14 protein-coding genes are annotated in these 17,660 nt (G+C 58.0%); 8 read left to right on the top strand and 6 right to left on the bottom strand.

Annotated elements, in window-relative coordinates:
* Nucleotides 1-11 precede the first annotated feature (11 nt).
* The 4 genes from GOX45_RS08085 to GOX45_RS08070 all read right to left on the bottom strand — a co-directional run bounded on the left by GOX45_RS08085 (nucleotide 12) and on the right by GOX45_RS08070 (nucleotide 3,402).
* Nucleotides 12-644 carry a hypothetical protein gene (locus tag GOX45_RS08085; protein ID WP_254445957.1) on the bottom strand — a complete coding sequence of 211 codons (633 nt, stop codon included), beginning with the start codon at nucleotides 642-644 and terminating at the stop codon, nucleotides 12-14.
* A gap of 160 nt (nucleotides 645-804) precedes the next feature.
* Entirely contained in the window at nucleotides 805-1,302 is a 498-nt protein-coding gene (locus tag GOX45_RS08080) for a polymer-forming cytoskeletal protein (RefSeq protein WP_171099720.1), read from the bottom strand.
* Nucleotides 1,292-2,620 (bottom strand): DUF5930 domain-containing protein, encoded by a 1,329-nt coding sequence (locus GOX45_RS08075; RefSeq protein WP_171099718.1) that lies wholly within the window; start codon nucleotides 2,618-2,620, stop codon nucleotides 1,292-1,294. The genes GOX45_RS08080 and GOX45_RS08075 overlap by 11 nt, the downstream gene beginning before the upstream one ends.
* A 320-nt stretch (nucleotides 2,621-2,940) precedes the next feature.
* Nucleotides 2,941-3,402 (bottom strand): peroxiredoxin, encoded by a 462-nt coding sequence (locus GOX45_RS08070; RefSeq protein ID WP_171099716.1) that lies wholly within the window; start codon nucleotides 3,400-3,402, stop codon nucleotides 2,941-2,943.
* A gap of 68 nt (nucleotides 3,403-3,470) precedes the next feature.
* On the opposite strand from GOX45_RS08070, the gene GOX45_RS08065 reads away from it, so the two are divergent.
* The 4 genes from GOX45_RS08065 to GOX45_RS08050 all read left to right on the top strand — a co-directional run bounded on the left by GOX45_RS08065 (nucleotide 3,471) and on the right by GOX45_RS08050 (nucleotide 10,010).
* On the top strand, nucleotides 3,471-6,848 hold the full coding sequence (locus GOX45_RS08065; protein WP_371808960.1) for an AsmA-like C-terminal region-containing protein: 3,378 nt from the start codon (nucleotides 3,471-3,473) through the stop codon (nucleotides 6,846-6,848).
* A 46-nt stretch (nucleotides 6,849-6,894) separates the two neighbouring features.
* Nucleotides 6,895-7,941, top strand: a complete 1,047-nt coding sequence (gene queA, locus GOX45_RS08060; RefSeq protein ID WP_171099712.1) for a tRNA preQ1(34) S-adenosylmethionine ribosyltransferase-isomerase QueA — start codon at nucleotides 6,895-6,897, stop codon at nucleotides 7,939-7,941.
* A gap of 107 nt (nucleotides 7,942-8,048) precedes the next feature.
* Nucleotides 8,049-9,323 carry an MFS transporter gene (locus tag GOX45_RS08055; RefSeq protein ID WP_171099711.1) on the top strand — a complete coding sequence of 425 codons (1,275 nt, stop codon included), beginning with the start codon at nucleotides 8,049-8,051 and terminating at the stop codon, nucleotides 9,321-9,323.
* Between the two features lie 108 nt (nucleotides 9,324-9,431).
* On the top strand, nucleotides 9,432-10,010 hold the full coding sequence (locus GOX45_RS08050) for a DUF924 family protein (RefSeq protein ID WP_171099709.1): 579 nt from the start codon (nucleotides 9,432-9,434) through the stop codon (nucleotides 10,008-10,010).
* Here GOX45_RS08050 and GOX45_RS08045 read toward each other — a convergent pair.
* On the bottom strand, nucleotides 10,007-10,441 hold the full coding sequence (locus GOX45_RS08045) for a hypothetical protein (RefSeq protein ID WP_171099707.1): 435 nt from the start codon (nucleotides 10,439-10,441) through the stop codon (nucleotides 10,007-10,009). The genes GOX45_RS08050 and GOX45_RS08045 overlap by 4 nt on opposite strands.
* A gap of 216 nt (nucleotides 10,442-10,657) precedes the next feature.
* Between GOX45_RS08045 and lpdA the strand changes: the two genes are divergently transcribed.
* Complete coding sequence (lpdA, locus tag GOX45_RS08040) at nucleotides 10,658-12,052, top strand: dihydrolipoyl dehydrogenase (RefSeq protein WP_171099705.1); 1,395 nt, start codon at nucleotides 10,658-10,660, stop codon at nucleotides 12,050-12,052.
* A gap of 140 nt (nucleotides 12,053-12,192) precedes the next feature.
* Here the strand turns inward: lpdA and GOX45_RS08035 are convergent, their stop codons facing one another.
* Nucleotides 12,193-13,578 (bottom strand): M20/M25/M40 family metallo-hydrolase, encoded by a 1,386-nt coding sequence (locus GOX45_RS08035; RefSeq protein WP_171099703.1) that lies wholly within the window; start codon nucleotides 13,576-13,578, stop codon nucleotides 12,193-12,195.
* 306 nt (nucleotides 13,579-13,884) lie between these two features.
* Here GOX45_RS08035 and hemA point away from each other — a divergent pair, with 306 nt between their 5' ends.
* From hemA to ispG, 3 genes are all read left to right on the top strand, one after another.
* Nucleotides 13,885-15,108 (top strand): 5-aminolevulinate synthase, encoded by a 1,224-nt coding sequence (gene hemA, locus GOX45_RS08030; RefSeq protein ID WP_171099700.1) that lies wholly within the window; start codon nucleotides 13,885-13,887, stop codon nucleotides 15,106-15,108.
* Nucleotides 15,109-15,237: 129 nt separating this feature from the next.
* Nucleotides 15,238-16,458, top strand: coding sequence for a helix-turn-helix domain-containing protein (locus tag GOX45_RS08025; protein ID WP_171099698.1), 1,221 nt, complete (start codon nucleotides 15,238-15,240; stop codon nucleotides 16,456-16,458).
* A 69-nt stretch (nucleotides 16,459-16,527) separates the two neighbouring features.
* Nucleotides 16,528-17,649 (top strand): flavodoxin-dependent (E)-4-hydroxy-3-methylbut-2-enyl-diphosphate synthase, encoded by a 1,122-nt coding sequence (ispG, locus tag GOX45_RS08020; protein WP_171099696.1) that lies wholly within the window; start codon nucleotides 16,528-16,530, stop codon nucleotides 17,647-17,649.
* The last annotated feature ends 11 nt before the right edge of the window (nucleotides 17,650-17,660 follow it).

Genomic DNA, 17,660 nt, shown 5'->3' with positions numbered 1-17,660 from the left:
GGCACCACGGATCAAACCGCCTTTATCGCCTTGCGCAGCAGTCGATTGCATCGACCTGACAGAAAAGGAGACACTTCCTCGGTGCGCAGGCCACGTCGGTTCAGAAATAGCGCCAGGGCAAAAGCACGCGTGGGTTGGGTCATGTACCCCGACCAGCCGGCGTCATCAGCGCCTTGCAACTGGAACACGCCGAAACCGGCGATGATACATCCCAGATCCGTGGCAAGCTCATGGGCTTCATATCCGCCAGGCACAGCGTCCTCATGGCCGTCCAGCCGGGCGTGCATAAGCTCATGCGCCAGAAGATCGATGAATTGCAAAGGCCGTTTCAGCAGCGCGGGATCATATCGGATCACCGTATTCCCATCGATGGACTGATGTGTTCCATTAATTGAAAGAGAGGTTTGATAGGTGTGCCGATATTCCTCGGGCAACACATCCAGCGGTAACAAGGTGACCGGCTTGGACAGGTGCAACAGGCGTTTGACGTCTATCAACACGCGCTCGGCTGTCTCATGATCTTCGCCGCCGGGAGCCGAGAAGAATTCTTTGGTTGGCAGGATGACCTTACGTGGCGGTTCGAAATGTTCATCGAACCAGTCAAAGCAGTCTTTAACCCAAGACCGTAAGTCATCAGAGATCAATTGACGCGACCAAAACACTTTATGTTCCAAATACAATGTCTTGGACTTGTGTCGCGTGTGTCCGCTTGGGCGTCAAGTCGCGAATTTGCGCGGTTGTGCTGCAACGAAAAACGCCGCAGACCTAGGTCCACGGCGTCGATCTTCAGTAAGAGAGGGGGTCCTACTGTTTTACGTCTGCCGCCGCGTTGGCGGCGGCTTTGCCACCGCGACCGGGGTTCAGCGGGTCGTCCTGGCGCTGCACAGATCCTTCGAAATGCGCACCGCTTTCGATCGCGATTGTCTTGTGGATGATGTCACCTTCGACCCGCGCGGTCGAGGTCAGGCGAACCTTCAGGCCGCGCACACGACCCACGATGCGGCCATTGACCACAACGTCATCAGCGGTCACTTCGCCCTTGATGGTGGCGGTTTCGCCAATGGTCAGCAAATGCGCGCGGATGTCGCCTTCGACAGTGCCTTCAACCTGAATATCACCCGATGTCTTGAGGTTACCGGTGATGTGCAGATCCGAGGACAGCACCGAGGCAGGGGGTTTCGGCTTGGGCGCCGTGCTTGCCTTTGGCTCGGCTGGTGCAGGGGCCGGAGCAGCCGGTGCTGCTGCTTTTTCCGACTCGGCGGCCTTGGTTCCGGGCTCGTTGATTTTGCTCTTAGAAAACATTTCTCGCAGCCTTGATGTAAGTCATTGGGTTTACGGGCTTTCCGTTCACGCGCACCTCATAGTGCAGATGTGTTCCGGTTGACCGTCCAGTGCTACCCATATCAGCTATATGATCCCCGCGCGAGACCCTTTGACCCACCTTGACCCGGATACTTGTGTTATGAGCGTAAAGTGTCTCAATTCCAAAGGCATGGCGAATTCTGACCAGACGGCCAAAGCCCGATTGCCAACCCGCATGTGTGACCACGCCATCGGCCGTAGCGAAGATGTCCGTTCCGGGTGATCCTGCGAAATCCGCCCCATTATGCATACGGCGGCCGCCCGTTTTTGGGTCGCGCCGTGTGCCAAACCCACTGGTATAGCGCACAGCTGCGTTCACGGGGCTGGCGAAAGGGGCTTTTTCGGCGGCGATGCGATAAAGGTTCAACTGATCCATCTGCTGCAGCAGAGTATTGGCGCGGATCTGGTCGGGGGTCAGTTCCGACTCACCGCGCGTGCTGAAGGATAAAGGGGTCAGCGGACCGCCCATACCGCTATATCCGCGCCGGACCTCTTCGATGATACGATCTGTCGGCATCCCGGCCTGGCGGAACATCTTGTCCAGCGGCTCGACCGAAATCACCATTGCCTCTTCCAGCTGGCGGAATATCTCGTCGCTGCGTTCCTGCATCAGTCGGATCTCCAACTCCAACTCAGCGCGCTGTTCCAAAGCGCCCTGTGCATCGGCTGCAATCGCGTCACGCTCAAGCGCGGTGCGCGCAAGCGCGTCGGTCATGAACGCCATCTGCTCTGGGTTTGCGGCGGCCATCATGAAGGGTGCGTCCGCTTCGGTCAGTTGCTGCATTTTGGCCAGCTCAGCGCGCGCCTCTTCGCGCTGTTTCATGGTCGCCCGCAAGGTTGTCTGGATCACCTCAATCCCGGTTTCCAGCTCGCGGCGGCGGTTTTCTGACGCCAGCAGCTCCGACTGCATCGCCGAAACCTGTTCCAGCGCTGCGTTGAACCGATCATGCGCAGCCAGAGCTTCGACTGCGCGCGCATCGCGTTCTGCAGACAGAACATTCAACCGCTCTTGATAGGTGGCCTGATCGCGTTTTGCCTGATCTCGAAAGTTGCCCGACCCGATACTGTCCATCAGCAAGATTGAAGTTGCCACTGCGGTCCAGCCGACCATCACAGCAACGCCAGTTACCGCAATAACCTGTGTTTCGGAACTCAGCCGGATATACCGTGTATCACTGTCGGATTTCAAAAACACCCTGCGTTCAGGAAAAATCCGCTCAAGCAGTGCGTGTAGTTTAATAGCTAGGCGTGTTCGCACGCGTCCTACCCCATTGTCCCCATATTCGGGCTGGTTGTGAGTGAGTGGCCTGCCCTTGGGCAGAGTGCATAATGGGGTGTCGTGTTTTGAGCAAGTTTCTTGACCAAAGAGTCAGCATAAGCGGAAGAATCGCGCTTGAGATCGGCGGGAAATCGCCGAAAATCCGGTATTTGAGGGCTCTGTGGCCGATTGACGAGGGGTAAACTCACGATCTCGATCACGCAGATCGTGGCCGCGATAGTTGAAACTCTGAGTATCGATTTGCGCCCCGCCGCAACCTTCTGCGCCGCGGGGCTGTTTCGGGTTTCGGGCCGGTCAGATCACATTTCTTGAACGGCTTGCAGCACCTCATCCACATGGCCGGGCACTTTGACCTTTCGCCACATACGTGCGATTTTTCCATCCTTGTCGATCAGAAAAGTTGACCTTTCAATCCCCATGGACTTGCGCCCATACATGTTCTTTTCGACCCAGACACCATAGTCTTCGCAGACAGTTGATCCGTCATCTGACAGCAGCGGTGTGGTCAAACTGTGCTTGGCGACGAACTTGTCATGTTTCGCCACCGTATCTTTCGAGATGCCAAAAACGTGAGCCCCGGCTTGCTCAAACGCTTCTAACTGCTCTGAAAAACCAATGGATTCCTTGGTGCAGCCCGGCGTATCATCGCGAGGGTAGAAAAATAAAACGACGGCCTTGCCGCGTAGCGCGGACAGGGTTACGTCGCCGCCACCATCGCGCGGCAAAGTGAAGTCAGGGGCAAGATCTGAGACGTCGGGCATTTAATACTCCGGCTGAATTTGTAAACGGTTACGGGGTATAATAGGGCGCTGCGGGCAGGTTGAAAGACGTGGAAAGCAAAGTGGTGCAACCAGAACCGAAAGACGGTGTGAAACCGGCGCGAAAGCCGCGTCGGCGTTCGCGCAGCCTGTCGACTTTGTTCTGGGCTTTGCGTGGTGTTTTCATCCTGATCGCGCTGGCACTGTTCACCGGTTTCATGACGTTGGGCCAGCAAATGCACGCACCGCAATGGGTGCGGGATCGCGTTGAGGCGCGGCTTGATCGCGCGCTTGGTGGGATCAAGGTGACCTTTGGCGATGTCAGCCTCACGGTTCATCAAGGTTGGCGGCCTCGGTTACAGCTTAGCGATGTGCGCGTCAGCGACGCCGAGGGGCAACAGGTTGCCGAAGTCTCGCATATGTCGGCCAGCCTTGCGATGCGGCCCTTGTTGCGTGGGCAGGTCCAACCAAAGCGAATAGACTTGCAGGGCGCGCAAGTGGCGCTCACCCGCGGGTTGGATGGTGCGCTGTCCTTGACCGTGGGGTCTAGCAGTGCCCCGGTCGGCGAAGCTCCTAACTTGGCGCAACTGATTGAAGAAACCGATGAGCTCTTCAAATCGCCCAATTTATCTGCGTTGGTATCGGTTCGTCTGGACGCGATCACGCTGGATTATCAGGATCTGCGACAAGGACGTTCCTGGGTTCTGGATGGTGGTCACATCCTGTTGACGCGAGACGCGCGCCAATTGCGTCTTGGCACCGGTTTTTCGGTTTTGTCGGGGCGTGATTTTGTCAGCACCATCGAAGCGAACTACACCAGCTCGTTGGACAGTGCGGCGGCCGAGTTCGGAGTCAACATCACGGACTTGCCGACAGAGGATGTAGCAGGACACTCACCGGCGCTGGCTTGGATGCAGGTTCTGCGGGCGCCAATATCGGGTGCCTTGCGCGGATCGGTCAATGAGAACGCGGATCTGGGGCCAGTATTTGCAACATTGAACCTGGGCGCAGGCGCTGTGCAGCCCACGACCGCGACGCGTCCCGTCAAATTCGAATCTGCTCGGACCTATTTCACCTATGATCCAAAAGCTGAAGTTTTGGACTTCAACGAGGTATTGATAGACTCGGCCTGGGGTACCGTACAGGCGGATGGAACGGCTTATCTGCACGGGGTCGACAGCGGTAGCCTGCAAAGCATGGATGGTCAGTTCCGCTTCAGCGACATCCGCGTAAATCCGGCGGATTTGTTTCCGCAAGATCTTGAACTGACGCGCGCCGATCTTGATTTCCAGATCAAGCTTGCCCCGTTTCGGATGCGGCTTGGGCAGGCGACAATTGCTGATGATGAGCACCGTTTGCATCTGACAGGCGATCTTGCCGCCGAGCCAGAGGGTTGGTCGGCACGTATCGACGCTCAACTTGCTGAACTGAGCTCGGAACAATTGTTGCCCTATTGGCCGGAACGTCTCGCCTCCAAACCGCGTGAGTGGGTGACGAAGAACATCCACAAGGGCAATCTCTCTGACATGGATTTTGCCTTGCGTCTAAGTCCCAATCAAAAGCCGAATATCTATCTGGATTTTGATTTTGACGACACAGAGTTGACGTTTGCCAAAACCTTACCGCCGATCCAGCGCGCACAAGGCCAGGCTAGCCTATTGAATGGTCGATTTACGGTCACCGCACAGCAAGGGATTGTGGTGGCGGATGAGGGGGGCGAAGTCGACGCTGCTGGCACGTCGTTCATCATCCCGGACACCGAAAGCAAAGGAATTACCCCCAGTGTCGTCAGGATTAAAGCCAACAGCAGCGTGACTGCGGCGCTGTCTTTGCTGGATCGCCCACCGCTTCAATTGCTGACAAAAGCTGGAATACCGGTTGATCTCGGGGCAGGGGGCGTGGCGCTTGAGGGCACCTTGGCGCTGCCACTAAAGAAAAAACTGCGTTTTTCTGATGCCGAATTCCATTTCGAAGGGGATCTGGCCAACCTGAACAGCAGCCGTTTGGTGCCAGGTTTCGAAATCAGTGCTGATCGGCTGGGAATACGAGGCGACCAAAGCGAGATCGAAATCGACGGGAATGGTCTTTTTGGTGCGGTCCCCGTGACCGCCCAATGGCTGCAACCGATCGGGGGCTCCGAGGCGCAGCGCAGTCAATTGACAGGGCAGATCGAGCTGTCGCCGCGCTTGATGGACGAGATCAATGCGGGTTTGCCACAAGGGATGCTGACGGGCCTTGGCATTGCCGATTTCAGCTTGGATATCGGCGGCGGTGAGGCTCCAGAGTTGCAGGCGCAATCGGATCTAGTGGGTGTTGTGTTGGCCATCCCTGAGCTGGGGTGGCGCAAACCCGCGTCGCGCGGCGGTAGTTTGAATGCGCAGGCGACATTGGGTAGTGCGCTTGCGGTCAATGACCTGCAGATCGACGCTGCCGGGTTGCGCAGCCGTGCGTCGATCTCGTTTGCGAATGGTGGGTTCGAGCGGGTGCGCTTCAGTTCATTCGAGCTGGGCGACTGGCTTGCGGTCCCGGCCGAGTTGATTGCGCGAGGAAACGCGGTACCGGATATCCGCGTTCTGGGCGGCGTTCTGAACCTGGCCAAATCAACCATTGGCGAAGGTGGAAGTGGCGGTGGCGCGGGCGGTGGCGCCGGACCGCGACTGGATGTGTCCCTGGATCGCTTGCAAATCACCGAGTCGGTGGCGCTGACCGGTCTGAATGGGACATTTGAAACCACAGGTGGCCTAAAAGGGGGCTTCTCGGCGCAGGTAAATGGTGGTGCTGCGGTAAATGGGCAGGTGACACCCGTTTCAAGTCGCAGTGCGGTCAGTCTTACCTCAGAAGATGCAGGCGCGGTCTTGCTTTCTGCTGGGCTGTTGACGCAAGCGCGTTCAGGTTCGTTGGATCTGAATCTAAACCCAATCGGCGACCCCGGAAACTATGACGTTGACATGCGTATCGAGAACACACGCATCCAAAACGCCCCCGCCATGGCCGCGTTGCTGAACGCGATCAGCCTGGTCGGGCTGTTGGACGAAATGGCCGGGCAAGGGATCTTTTTCTCGGCCATCGATAGCAAAATGCGCATCACGCCAACCGAGGTCAAAGTGCTTAGCGGCAGCGCTGTTGGTCCTTCTATGGGGCTGTCCTTTGATGGCACCATCGACATGGTGACAGGGATGATGAACCTGCGCGGGGCGATCTCTCCGATCTATCTGCTGAATGCGGTTGGCAGCGTGTTGACCCGCAAAGGGGAGGGGGTGTTTGCGTTCAACTACACGCTGACCGGCCCGCTCAGCGATCCGAAGGTGGCAGTCAATCCGCTATCGGGTCTTGCACCGCTGTTCTTGCGCAACCTCATGCGGGCCCCGCCGCCCACGGTCTCAGACGGGCCAAATGCCAAGCCCGAAAGACCCCCACCACCAAAAACGCCGAGAGGTGAGGATCGATAACCCAATCAGAGTGGCCGAATCTATCCGCGCAATGTAGTGCGCCTGCATGAAACTTGCCGATTTTGATTTTGACCTGCCTGAAGACCTGATTGCCACGCGGCCCGCCAGCCCGAGATCCTCGGCGCGCCTGCTGGTCTCGGAGGGCACAGCAATCCACGACCAGAGGGTGTTGGACCTGCCCAAATGGCTCTGCCCCGGGGATCGGCTGGTTCTGAACGACACCCGTGTCATCCCGGCGCGCCTGAATGGACGCCGCCACCGCCACAGCGCGCAGGGTCCGGTCTCGGCTGGGATCGAAGCCACATTGCTGGATCCGCAAGCCGACGGCACATGGTCAGCGCTGATCAAACCTCTGAAAAAGGTCAAGCCGGGTGAAGAGATCGTCTTTTCCGATGACCTTAGCGCGCGACTGGATCGAGTTGCCGACGGTCAGGCGTTTCTGCGGTTCAATCTTTCAGGCGACGATTTTGACGCCGCACTCGAACAGGCAGGCGCGATGCCGCTGCCTCCTTATATCGCCGCCAAACGCCCTGCGGACGAGCGCGACAAAAGCGATTATCAGACCGTCTGGGCGCGCCATTCAGGTGCGGTTGCGGCGCCAACCGCCTCATTGCATTTCGACGATGCATTATTGCGGGCTTTATCTGATCACGGCGTGGCCTTTACCCATGTCACATTGCATGTGGGCGCGGGCACCTTTCTGCCGGTCAAAGTCGAGGACGTGACCACGCACAAGATGCATGCCGAATGGGGCCGCGTCAGTGCGGATGCTGCTGCCGAGATCCAAGCCACCAAGGACACGGGTGGGCGGGTGATCCCGGTAGGCACCACCGCTCTGCGGCTGATCGAAAGCGCGGCGCGCGGCGGTCGGATTGCACCCTGGGAGGGCGAGACGGATATTTTCATCTATCCCGGCTTCGACTTTCACGTCACCGACGCGCTGATGACCAATTTCCACCTGCCCAAATCCACCTTGCTGATGCTGGTTTCGGCGCTGATCGGTCAGGACCGGGTCAAATCCGTCTATCGCCATGCGGTTGATCGAAAATACCGGTTCTTTTCCTATGGGGATGCATCGCTGTTGATCCCCTGAACCGCGTCGGGGCGCAGTATCTGTCCAAGATGTCGTAGACAAGCGCGACACTGACGATTCTATCTTTCACCACGGGTGATACCCGCAGCCACGACGAGGGAGCAGCCATGTTACAAGTCCTTTCCAGCGCTTGGGCGCTTCTCCTCGGCATGGGTTTGCTGATGGTCGGCAATGGCCTGCAGGGCACCCTGCTGGGCGTGCGGGGCGATATCGAAGGGTTTTCGACCTTCGAGATGTCCTTTGTCATGTCGGCCTATTTCGTTGGCTTTCTGGGCGGATCGCGCCTTGCACCCGAGATGATCCGCCGTGTTGGACATGTGCGCGTCTTTGCGGCGCTGGCCTCGTTTATCTCGGCTGTGATGATCATGTATCCGATGCTTGCAGACCCGATCGCGTGGTCGCTGGGCCGGGTGGTGATCGGGTTCTGTTTCTCGGGCGTTTACGTGACCGCGGAAAGCTGGCTGAACAACGCGGCCAGCAACGAAAACAGGGGGCAGGCGCTGTCACTCTATATGATCGTTCAGATGATCGGGGTGGTCAGCGCGCAGGCGTTGCTGCTGGTAGGTGATCCCGCAGGGTACGAGACCTTTGTGATCGCGTCGATTCTGGTCTCGATCTCTTTTGCGCCCATCCTGCTGTCGATCTCGCCAACACCGGCCTTTGACACCACCAAACCGATGACGCTGCGCAAGTTGATGGACACGTCACCGCTGGGCTGTGTCGGCATGTTCCTTTTGGGCGGTGTCTTTTCGGCCCAGTTCGGGATGAGCGCCGTCTATGGCGCGCAGGCCGGGCTGACCCTGGTTGAGATTTCCACCTTCGTGGCTGCCTTCTATATCGGGGCGGTGCTGCTGCAATATCCGCTGGGTTGGGTATCGGACCGGATGGACCGGCGGATTTTGATCCTTCTGGTGTCTGCGGTGGGCGGTGCCGGAGCGGTCTTTGGGATGTTCTTTGGCGCGGGGGCCTTTCCGATCCTCTTGCTGGCCGCATTCATTATTGGGGGTATGACCAGCCCCCTCTATTCACTGTTGATCGCCTATACCAATGACTATCTGGAATATGACGACATGTCCGCCGCATCCGGTGGGCTGGTGTTCATCAACGGCCTTGGCGCCATCGCCGGACCGGTCATAACGGGTTGGTTGATGGGGCTCGGGTTGCTGGGGCCATCAGGCTTTTTCCTGTTCATCGCGACCTTGATGTTTGCCATGGCGCTTTATGCTGCCTATCGCATGACCCAGCGCGCTTATGTCCCTGTGGACGAAACCGGCGCTATCGCTCCGATCTATCCCACCGCCTCGCCGGTGGCCATGGAAGTTGCGCAAGAAGTTGCCATCGAGGCGGCGCAAGACGAATCAAGCTCACAAGAACAGGGCTAAGCGCCGGAAATATGTCGTCAATGTTGCAATATGTTACTGTTACAAATCTGTAAAACTGCCATACTTGATCCATATCCTTGGGGTGGGAATAAATGTGGAGTTTAGGACATGACTGGTCCTGAAGATGTACTGAGTTTTTGGTTAGATGAAATTGGCCCCGACGGTTGGTACGTTCAGGATGATGCGCTGGACGCGCAGATCCGCGAACGATTTTTGGTCACCTGGCAGGTCGCGTGTGAAGGTCGCTTTTCCCTTTGGTTGACATATCCCAGCGGTACGTTGGCTTACATCATCCTGATGGATCAGTTCCCGCGCAACATGTTCCGGGGAAGCGCCAAGGCGTTTTCTACGGACAAGGCAGCGCTGGCAGCGGCCAAAGCTGCCGTTGACAGGGGCTGGGACCTCAAGATCGACGAACCTGCTCGACAGTTTTTCTATTTGCCGATGATGCATTCAGAAAACCTGTGTGATCAGGAACGTTGCGTGCGCCTGATGCACGAACGGATGCCCAACGACGGGGCCAGCAACCTGCTGCACGCCCGAGCGCATCGCGAGGTGATCCGCCAGTTTGGCCGGTTCCCCTATCGCAACGAAGCGCTCGAGCGGTCAACGACGCAGCACGAAGCGGCCTATGTCAGCAATGGCGGCTACGGGTCTACCGTGCGCGCCTTGCAAACGGCAGGTTAACTCGCAGGCGTACAGCCGCGCAGGTCATGCAGTTGATCGGTAACCGCCTCGGATGCGGTGGTTATCGCATGGTTTATGAGGTCTTCGGGATTGTCCACCAAGCCATTTAGGCGCGCTTGGGTTGCTGACAGTTTTTCTTCGACGTCGTTCAAACGCTTTAGCGCATCGTTTAAATTCGTGCGTGTGGTCTGATCCAGGTTTCCGCCTTGTACGCGCAGATCAGCCAAATCGCTGCGAAGGCCTGCCAACTCTCCGCGAATGGCTTGCGCCTGATCCCGAAGCGGAGCCACTTGTTGAAGGTTTTCGGCGAAGCCGGTTTGGATGTTTTCCACCGATTGGGCGAGTTTCCACCCAAGGAACAAGCACAAAGCCACCAGGATCAACGTTGCGTTCAGCAGAGCCAGAAGAAGATCCTTTATTGTTTTGGCCATCTATGCCTCCTGTTTTTCAATGAGTTAAGAAATCAGTACCGGTTGGATTTGTTCTCTCTTCTAGCCATTGCAGCCATGCGGGTATAGGCTCAAAATTGGTGCCACGTTGCCGATTGCCCCTGCGTCACATATGTCGCGGGCAGTCATGATGATGCGTGGAGAAAAATAGTTTAATGGTAAACTAGTTTTGAAACTGATCTGCGCCGCGAGGTTAACATGGCTGCACAATCCTTTGATCTGATCGTAATCGGCGCCGGTCCTGGCGGGTATGTTGCTGCGATCCGCGCGGCTCAGCTGGGCCTGAAAACAGCCGTGATAGAGCGCGAGCATCTTGGTGGCATTTGCCTGAACTGGGGTTGCATTCCCACCAAGGCATTGCTGCGCTCGTCCGAAGTGTTCCACCTGATGGAGCGCGCCAAGGATTTTGGCCTGAAAGCGGACAAGGTCGGATATGATCTCGATGTGGTGGTCAAACGCTCGCGCGGGGTGGCGGCGCAGTTGTCGGGTGGTATCGGTCACCTGCTGAAGAAAAACAAAGTCGCTGTGTTCATGGGCGAGGCAACACTGCCAGCCAAGGGCAAGGTCAGCGTCAAGACCGACAAGGGCACCGAAGAACTGACCGCCAAGAACATCGTATTGGCCACGGGCGCGCGCGCGCGGGAATTGCCCGGGCTTGAGGCTGATGGCGATCTGGTCTGGACCTATAAGCACGCGCTGCAACCGCCCCGGATGCCCAAGAAGCTGCTGGTGATCGGTTCGGGCGCGATCGGGATCGAATTTGCCAGCTTCTACAACACGCTGGGCGCAGACACGACCGTGGTCGAGGTGATGGATCGCGTCCTGCCGGTGGAAGATGCCGAGATCAGCGCATTCGCCAAGAAAGCCTTCACCAAACAGGGCATGACCATCATGGAAAAGGCGATGGTCAAGCAACTGGACCGCGCCAAAGGCAAAGTCACCGCGCATATCGAGGTGAAGGGCAAGGTCGAGAAACACGATTTCGATACCGTTATCTCGGCCGTTGGAATTGTCGGCAATGTCGAAAACCTTGGGCTCGAGGCGCTGGGCGTGAAGATCGACCGCACCCATGTGGTCACAGACGAGTTCTGTCGCACCGGGGTCGATGGTCTGTACGCAATCGGCGACATCGCAGGCGCACCCTGGCTTGCGCACAAGGCCAGCCACGAAGGTGTCATGGTCGCCGAGCTGATCGCAGGCAAACATGCGCATCCTGTGAAACCCGAAAGCATCGCGGGCTGTACGTACTGCCAGCCGCAGGTTGCATCGGTGGGGTATTCCGAAGCGAAGGCCAAAGAGCTGGGATATGACATCAAAGTCGGCCGCTTCCCCTTCATCGGCAATGGTAAGGCCATTGCCTTGGGTGAACCCGAAGGTCTGATCAAGACGATCTTCGACGCCAAAACGGGCGAACTGCTGGGCGCACACATGATCGGCGCGGAAGTGACCGAGCTTATTCAGGGGTACGTGGTGGGCCGCCAGTTGGAGACCACCGAAGAAGACCTGATGAACACCGTCTTCCCGCACCCCACGCTGTCAGAGATGATGCATGAAAGCGTGTTGGACGCCTATGGGCGCGTGATCCATATGTAGCAGAAGGGGGCTCTGCCCCCGCCGCGGCGAGCCGCGACTCCCCCGAGGTATTTTTCAAACAGAAGAAGCTGGCGAAGCGTCCTGATTTCTTCTGTTCTTAAATACCTCGGAGCGCGAGGCAGAGCCTCGCTAAGATTTCTTTACGTTGTCAAAGCGTCCAGAATTCGAGCCCAGGAGCGTATTCCCTTGTGGAAGCTCTTCACATCATATTTCTCGTTTGGAGAATGGATGGCGTCGTCGTCATTCGCATAACCCACCAGCATCGAGTCCAGCCCTAAAACCGTGTCGAAATAACCGACGACCGGGATCGATCCGCCCATGCCGGTAAAGACGGCTTCGCGATCCCATTCGGCAGACAGCGCGCCGCGCGCGGCTTCGAATTCGGGACGGTTCAGGTTCATCACCGAGGCGGGCGAGCCGTCGAGGTCGGTGTCCCACTCGACGCTTGCATCTGGTGACAGGCGATCCTCGACATGTTTGCGGATTTTCCCGCGCAGCGCGACCGGGTCCATATCGCCCACCAGACGGCATGTGATTTTGCAATGGGCCAGGGATGGGATCACCGTTTTTGATCCGGCTCCGTTATAGCCCCCCCAAAGCCCATTCACTTCGAGTGTCGGTCGGGCCCATTGCTGTTCCAGCGTGGAATAGGCCTTTTCGCCATGCGGCTGGGTATAGCCGACCGAATTCAAATAGTCCGCTTCGTCAAACCCGCATTTCTCCCACTGCCGCAGCTGATCGGCGGGGACCTCGTGCACGCCTTCGTAAAACCCGTCGACCGCCACGCGACCGGTTTCCTCATCGTAGAAAGATGCAACGATGCGCGACAATTCCCGCAGCGGGTTCAGGCCAGGGCCGCCATAGTGGCCCGAGTGCAGATCGATCCGGGGGCCTTGAATGGTGAACTCATCCTTGAGCATTCCACGCAGTTGCGCGGCAATCGACGGCACCCCGCGTGAGACCATGGATGTGTCGCAGACCAGCGCGATATCCGCCTTCAGTTCGGCTGCGTTCTCTTGCAGGAACGGGACCAGCGACGGCGAGCCCGATTCTTCTTCGCCTTCAAAGAAAAATGTGATGCCGCAGGGCAATTTACCGTGAACAGCTTTCCAGGCGCGGCAGGCTTCGATAAAGGTCATCAGTTGCCCCTTGTCATCCGAGGCGCCGCGCCCGCGGATGACCTGGCCGTGCTCGCTGTCTTCCAGCGCCGGGTCGAACGGGTCGCGATGCCACAGGTCCAGCGGGTCAACCGGTTGGACATCGTAATGCCCGTAGAACAGAAGATGCGGTGCGTCACCATCTTCGCCCACATGCCCAACAACCATCGGATGGCCCGGTGTTTGCCGTTTTTCTGCTGCAACGCCAATGCTTTGCAGGTCGGAAACCAACCAGTTCGCTGCCTTGTCGACCTGGTCCTTATAGGCTGGATCTGTTGAGATTGATGGGATCCGCAACAGGTCCATCAGGCGATCGATCGAGGTGGATAGATCGTCATCGATGCGGCTGAGCACGGCGTCTAGCGACATGGGAAACTCCTGAGTATCTGGATTTTGGCGCGACCCTAGCAGCGTCAGCCGCACCGTCCAGCCCGAACTGCGGAGGGAGCCGGTGTCGAAGACTGCGGCGTTTCCTCGCGTCTTGGCGCAGGAAGTTCTCTTGCCGGATCGGTTCCAAGGGGATATTTGATGCAGATCAATGATAGGTTTTGCTCTGGCCCCTAGATCGGATATCCAGAGAACCACAATCGCCAGGGCAGAGTGATCTGAATGCTGGCGGCGGAATAGGAAGGCCCGGTTGCTGTTTGCAGTGACAGGGAACGTTAGGAGGGTCCGTTGGACTATACTGCCCAGCTCGATACTGCGATTGCCAGGCTGCACGAAGAAGGTCGATACCGCACTTTCATCGACATCGAACGCAAGAACGGACAATTCCCTCATGCCGTTTGGACATGCCCTGACGGGTCACAGCGCGACATCACCGTGTGGTGTGGCAACGACTATCTGGGGATGGGCCAGCATCCGGTTGTTCTCGAGGCCATGCACGAGGCCGTGGACGCCGCTGGCGCTGGCTCGGGCGGAACGCGTAACATCTCGGGCACAACGGTCTATCACAAGCGGCTTGAGGCCGAACTGGCCGATCTGCATGGCAAAGAGGCTGCTCTGCTGTTCACCAGCGCCTATATTGCCAATGACGCAACCCTCTCGACTTTGCCAAAGCTGTTCCCCGGCCTGATCATCTATTCCGACGCGTTGAATCACGCCTCGATGATTGAAGGTGTGCGCCGCAACGGTGGCGCGAAACGCATCTTCCGCCATAATGATGTGGCCCATCTGCGGGAAATGCTGGAAGCCGACGACCCAGCCGCGCCCAAGCTGATCGCATTTGAGTCGGTCTATTCGATGGATGGCGATTTTGGTCCCATCGAAGAGATCTGTGACCTGGCCGATGAATTTGGCGCTTTGACCTATATCGACGAAGTACATGCAGTAGGCATGTATGGCCCGCGCGGTGGTGGCGTGACCGAACGTGACAATCTTGCGCATCGGATCGATATCATCAACGGCACTCTGGCAAAGGCCTATGGCGTGATGGGGGGCTACATTGCGGCAAGCGCGAAAATGTGTGACGCTGTACGCTCTTACGCGCCGGGCTTCATCTTTACCACATCGCTGCCGCCTGCAGTCGCGGCTGGTGCGGCAGCCTCGGTTGCCTATTTGAAAAATGCCCCTGAATTGCGGGAGCGCCATCAGACCCAGGCCAAGATCCTCAAGCTGCGATTGAAGGGACTGGGCTTGCCGCTGATCGACCATGGAAGCCATATTGTACCGGTGATCGTGGGCGACCCGGTACACACCAAAATCCTCAGTGATCGCCTGCTTCAGGATCATGGGATCTATGTGCAGCCGATCAACTTCCCGACCGTACCGCGCGGGACAGAGCGTTTGCGCTTTACCCCGTCGCCTGTGCATGGCCCGAATGAGATGAACAAATTGGTCCAGGCAATGGACGAACTTTGGTCACATTGTGCGCTAAATCGCGCCGAACTTGCTGGATAGCCTCAGAGCAAAGTGTGCAACGCGTTTTGCGCGTGTTAAGCTTACGCTAACAAGATTGGCGGACGAATCATGTGGGAATGATTCGCTCCGAGCGTGTAACACGCACAAGGCAGTAATGGGGCAGCAAGAATGATAGGGCGCAAGTCGCAGCGCGAGTCCGAAGAAGACGCCGAAGACGTCAAGCTGAAAGGGTTTGACGATTATGAGGTGAGTCTGGGCGACGTGATGCGCGGTGAACGTGCCACCATGGGCAAATCGCTGCTGGATGTTCAGCGCGAGTTGCGGATCAAAGCCAACTATATTGCAGCCATCGAAAATGCAGACCCCGACGCGTTCGACACGCCCGGGTTCATCGCGGGCTATGTTCGGTCTTACGCGCGTTATCTGGGTATGGACCCGGATGAGACCTTTGCCAATTTCTGCAAGGAAAGCGGGTTCGAGGTAGCGCATGGCATGTCTGCCGAGGCTTCCGTCGTGCGCAAGCCTTCGGGCGGCCTTCCGAACCGTGGCCCGATGGGGCAAGACCCGTTCATGTCTCCGAACACGCCGTTTGTTCCGGGCAAGGAGTCATTCGTCAGCCAGATCGAACCAAGGGCTATCGGGTCTTCGCTTGTTTTGTTGGCGGTGATCGGCGGGATCGGCTATGGCGGTTGGTCGGTGCTGAACCGGATTCAACAGGTTCAGGTCAGCCCCGTGGAACAGGCCCCCGTGATCTTGACCGATCTTGATCCGCTGGATGCGGTTCGCAGCACATCCAACCAAACCGAAGTTGAAACTGTCGAAGCGCCAAGCGCCGAGGCTCTGGATCGGCTCTATCGCCCCCAAGCGCTGGACGTGCCGGTTCTGGTTGCCCGCGATGCGCCGATCTCGACACTGGATCCCCGCACCGTTGGCACGTTCCGCCCACCAGAGCCGCCCAAGATCGAAGTGGCCGAGGTGCACACTGTCGAACGTCCGACCGTTTTGCCACAAGTGGTCGAACAGATCGACACAACGCTCAAGATCGTGGCTGTTGGCCCCGCCTGGATGCGGGTCAGTGCTGCGGATGGCAGTATTCTGTTCGAAGGCACGCTGGGCACGGTCGAACAGGGCAATACCTTCGAAGTGCCGCTGACCGAAGAACCGCCGCAATTGCGGGCAGGGGCCTCGGGTCAGGTCTATTTCTCGATGAACGGCGAACATTTCGGACCAGTTGGCGCACCTGGCACTGTGACCAAGGGCGTCGTGCTGTCGAAAGAGGCGGTCAGCGAACGCTATCAGGTGGCGGATCTCGAGGCGGACCAGAACAGCGCGCTCAAGCAGTTGGTGGCCGAGTTGCAGACACAGGCAGCCGAGGCACCGTCAGAGTAATCTGACCATTGCAGCGCAGCGGTTGCCGGACTATCTAACAGTCAAGTTTGGCAGAGTTGGATCAGCCCCATGTCTCTCAATCATGTGCGCCCGTGGCGTGACATCTATCGTCGCAAATCCCGTCAGATCATGGTGGGTAACGTCCCTGTCGGGGGTGATGCGCCGATTGCAGTGCAGACCATGACCAACACGCTGACCACAGATGTGGCAGCAACGGTGGCACAGGTTCAGGCCGCAGCCGAGGCGGGCGCGGATATCGTGCGCGTGTCTGTCCCGGATGAAGCCTCGTCAAAAGCCCTGAAAGAGATCGTGCGCGAAAGCCCGGTTCCGATTGTGGCGGATATCCATTTCCACTATCGCCGCGGCATCGAGGCTGCCGAAGCAGGTGCGGCTTGTCTGCGCATCAATCCCGGCAATATCGGCGATGAATCGCGGGTGAAAGAGGTCATCCAGGCTGCGCGCGACCACAATTGCTCGATCCGCATCGGCGTGAACGCGGGCTCTTTGGAAAAGCATCTGCTTGAGAAATACGGCGAGCCATGCCCCGAGGCGATGGTCGAAAGCGGGCTGGAACATATCCGCATTCTGCAAGACAACGACTTTCACGCGTTCAAGATCAGCGTAAAGGCCAGCGATGTGTTCCTGTCAGCTGCGGCCTATCAGGGCATTGCCGAGGCCACCGACGCGCCGATCCATCTGGGCATCACCGAGGCTGGCGGTCTGGTCAGCGGCACAATCAAATCCGCCATCGGGCTGGGCAACCTTCTGTGGATGGGCATCGGCGATACGATCCGCGTCAGCCTGTCGGCGGATCCGGTGGAAGAGGTCAAGGTCGGCTTCGAAATCCTCAAATCTCTGGGCCTGCGCCATCGCGGCGTCAATATCATCTCGTGCCCGTCCTGCGCACGGCAGGGATTTGACGTGATCAAAACGGTCGAGGCGCTGGAACACCGGCTGGAGCACATCAACACGCCCATGAGCCTGTCAATCATCGGCTGCGTCGTGAACGGACCGGGCGAAGCTCTGATGACCGATGTTGGCTTTACCGGCGGCGGCGCTGGGTCGGGGATGGTCTATCTGGCGGGCAAGGCCAGCCACAAGATGTCGAACGATCAGATGATCGACCACATTGTCGAGCAAGTCGAACAGAAGGCGGCCGAGTTGGATGCCGCGGCTGAGGCAGCAGAGTAGCCGCCGTTCAA

Origin of the sequence: Ruegeria sp. HKCCD7255 (genome assembly GCF_013031565.1) — a bacterium.
Classification (GTDB): Bacteria; Pseudomonadota; Alphaproteobacteria; order Rhodobacterales; family Rhodobacteraceae; genus Ruegeria.
The sequence above is the reverse complement of the archived record's forward strand: the minus strand, read 5'-3'. Positions and strand labels throughout refer to the sequence as shown.

What these genes read in the sequence shown, in the direction of transcription:
- GOX45_RS08080 (WP_171099720.1), bottom strand. Translation starts at nt 1,302, where the DNA reads ATGTTTTCTAAGAGCAAAATCAACGAGCCCGGAACCAAGGCCGCCGAG.
- GOX45_RS08070 (WP_171099716.1), bottom strand. Translation starts at nt 3,402, where the DNA reads ATGCCCGACGTCTCAGATCTTGCCCCTGACTTCACTTTGCCGCGCGAT.
- queA (WP_171099712.1), top strand. Translation starts at nt 6,895, where the DNA reads ATGAAACTTGCCGATTTTGATTTTGACCTGCCTGAAGACCTGATTGCC.
- GOX45_RS08055 (WP_171099711.1), top strand. Translation starts at nt 8,049, where the DNA reads ATGTTACAAGTCCTTTCCAGCGCTTGGGCGCTTCTCCTCGGCATGGGT.
- GOX45_RS08050 (WP_171099709.1), top strand. Translation starts at nt 9,432, where the DNA reads ATGACTGGTCCTGAAGATGTACTGAGTTTTTGGTTAGATGAAATTGGC.
- GOX45_RS08045 (WP_171099707.1), bottom strand. Translation starts at nt 10,441, where the DNA reads ATGGCCAAAACAATAAAGGATCTTCTTCTGGCTCTGCTGAACGCAACG.
- lpdA (WP_171099705.1), top strand. Translation starts at nt 10,658, where the DNA reads ATGGCTGCACAATCCTTTGATCTGATCGTAATCGGCGCCGGTCCTGGC.
- GOX45_RS08035 (WP_171099703.1), bottom strand. Translation starts at nt 13,578, where the DNA reads ATGTCGCTAGACGCCGTGCTCAGCCGCATCGATGACGATCTATCCACC.
- GOX45_RS08025 (WP_171099698.1), top strand. Translation starts at nt 15,238, where the DNA reads ATGATAGGGCGCAAGTCGCAGCGCGAGTCCGAAGAAGACGCCGAAGAC.
- ispG (WP_171099696.1), top strand. Translation starts at nt 16,528, where the DNA reads ATGTCTCTCAATCATGTGCGCCCGTGGCGTGACATCTATCGTCGCAAA.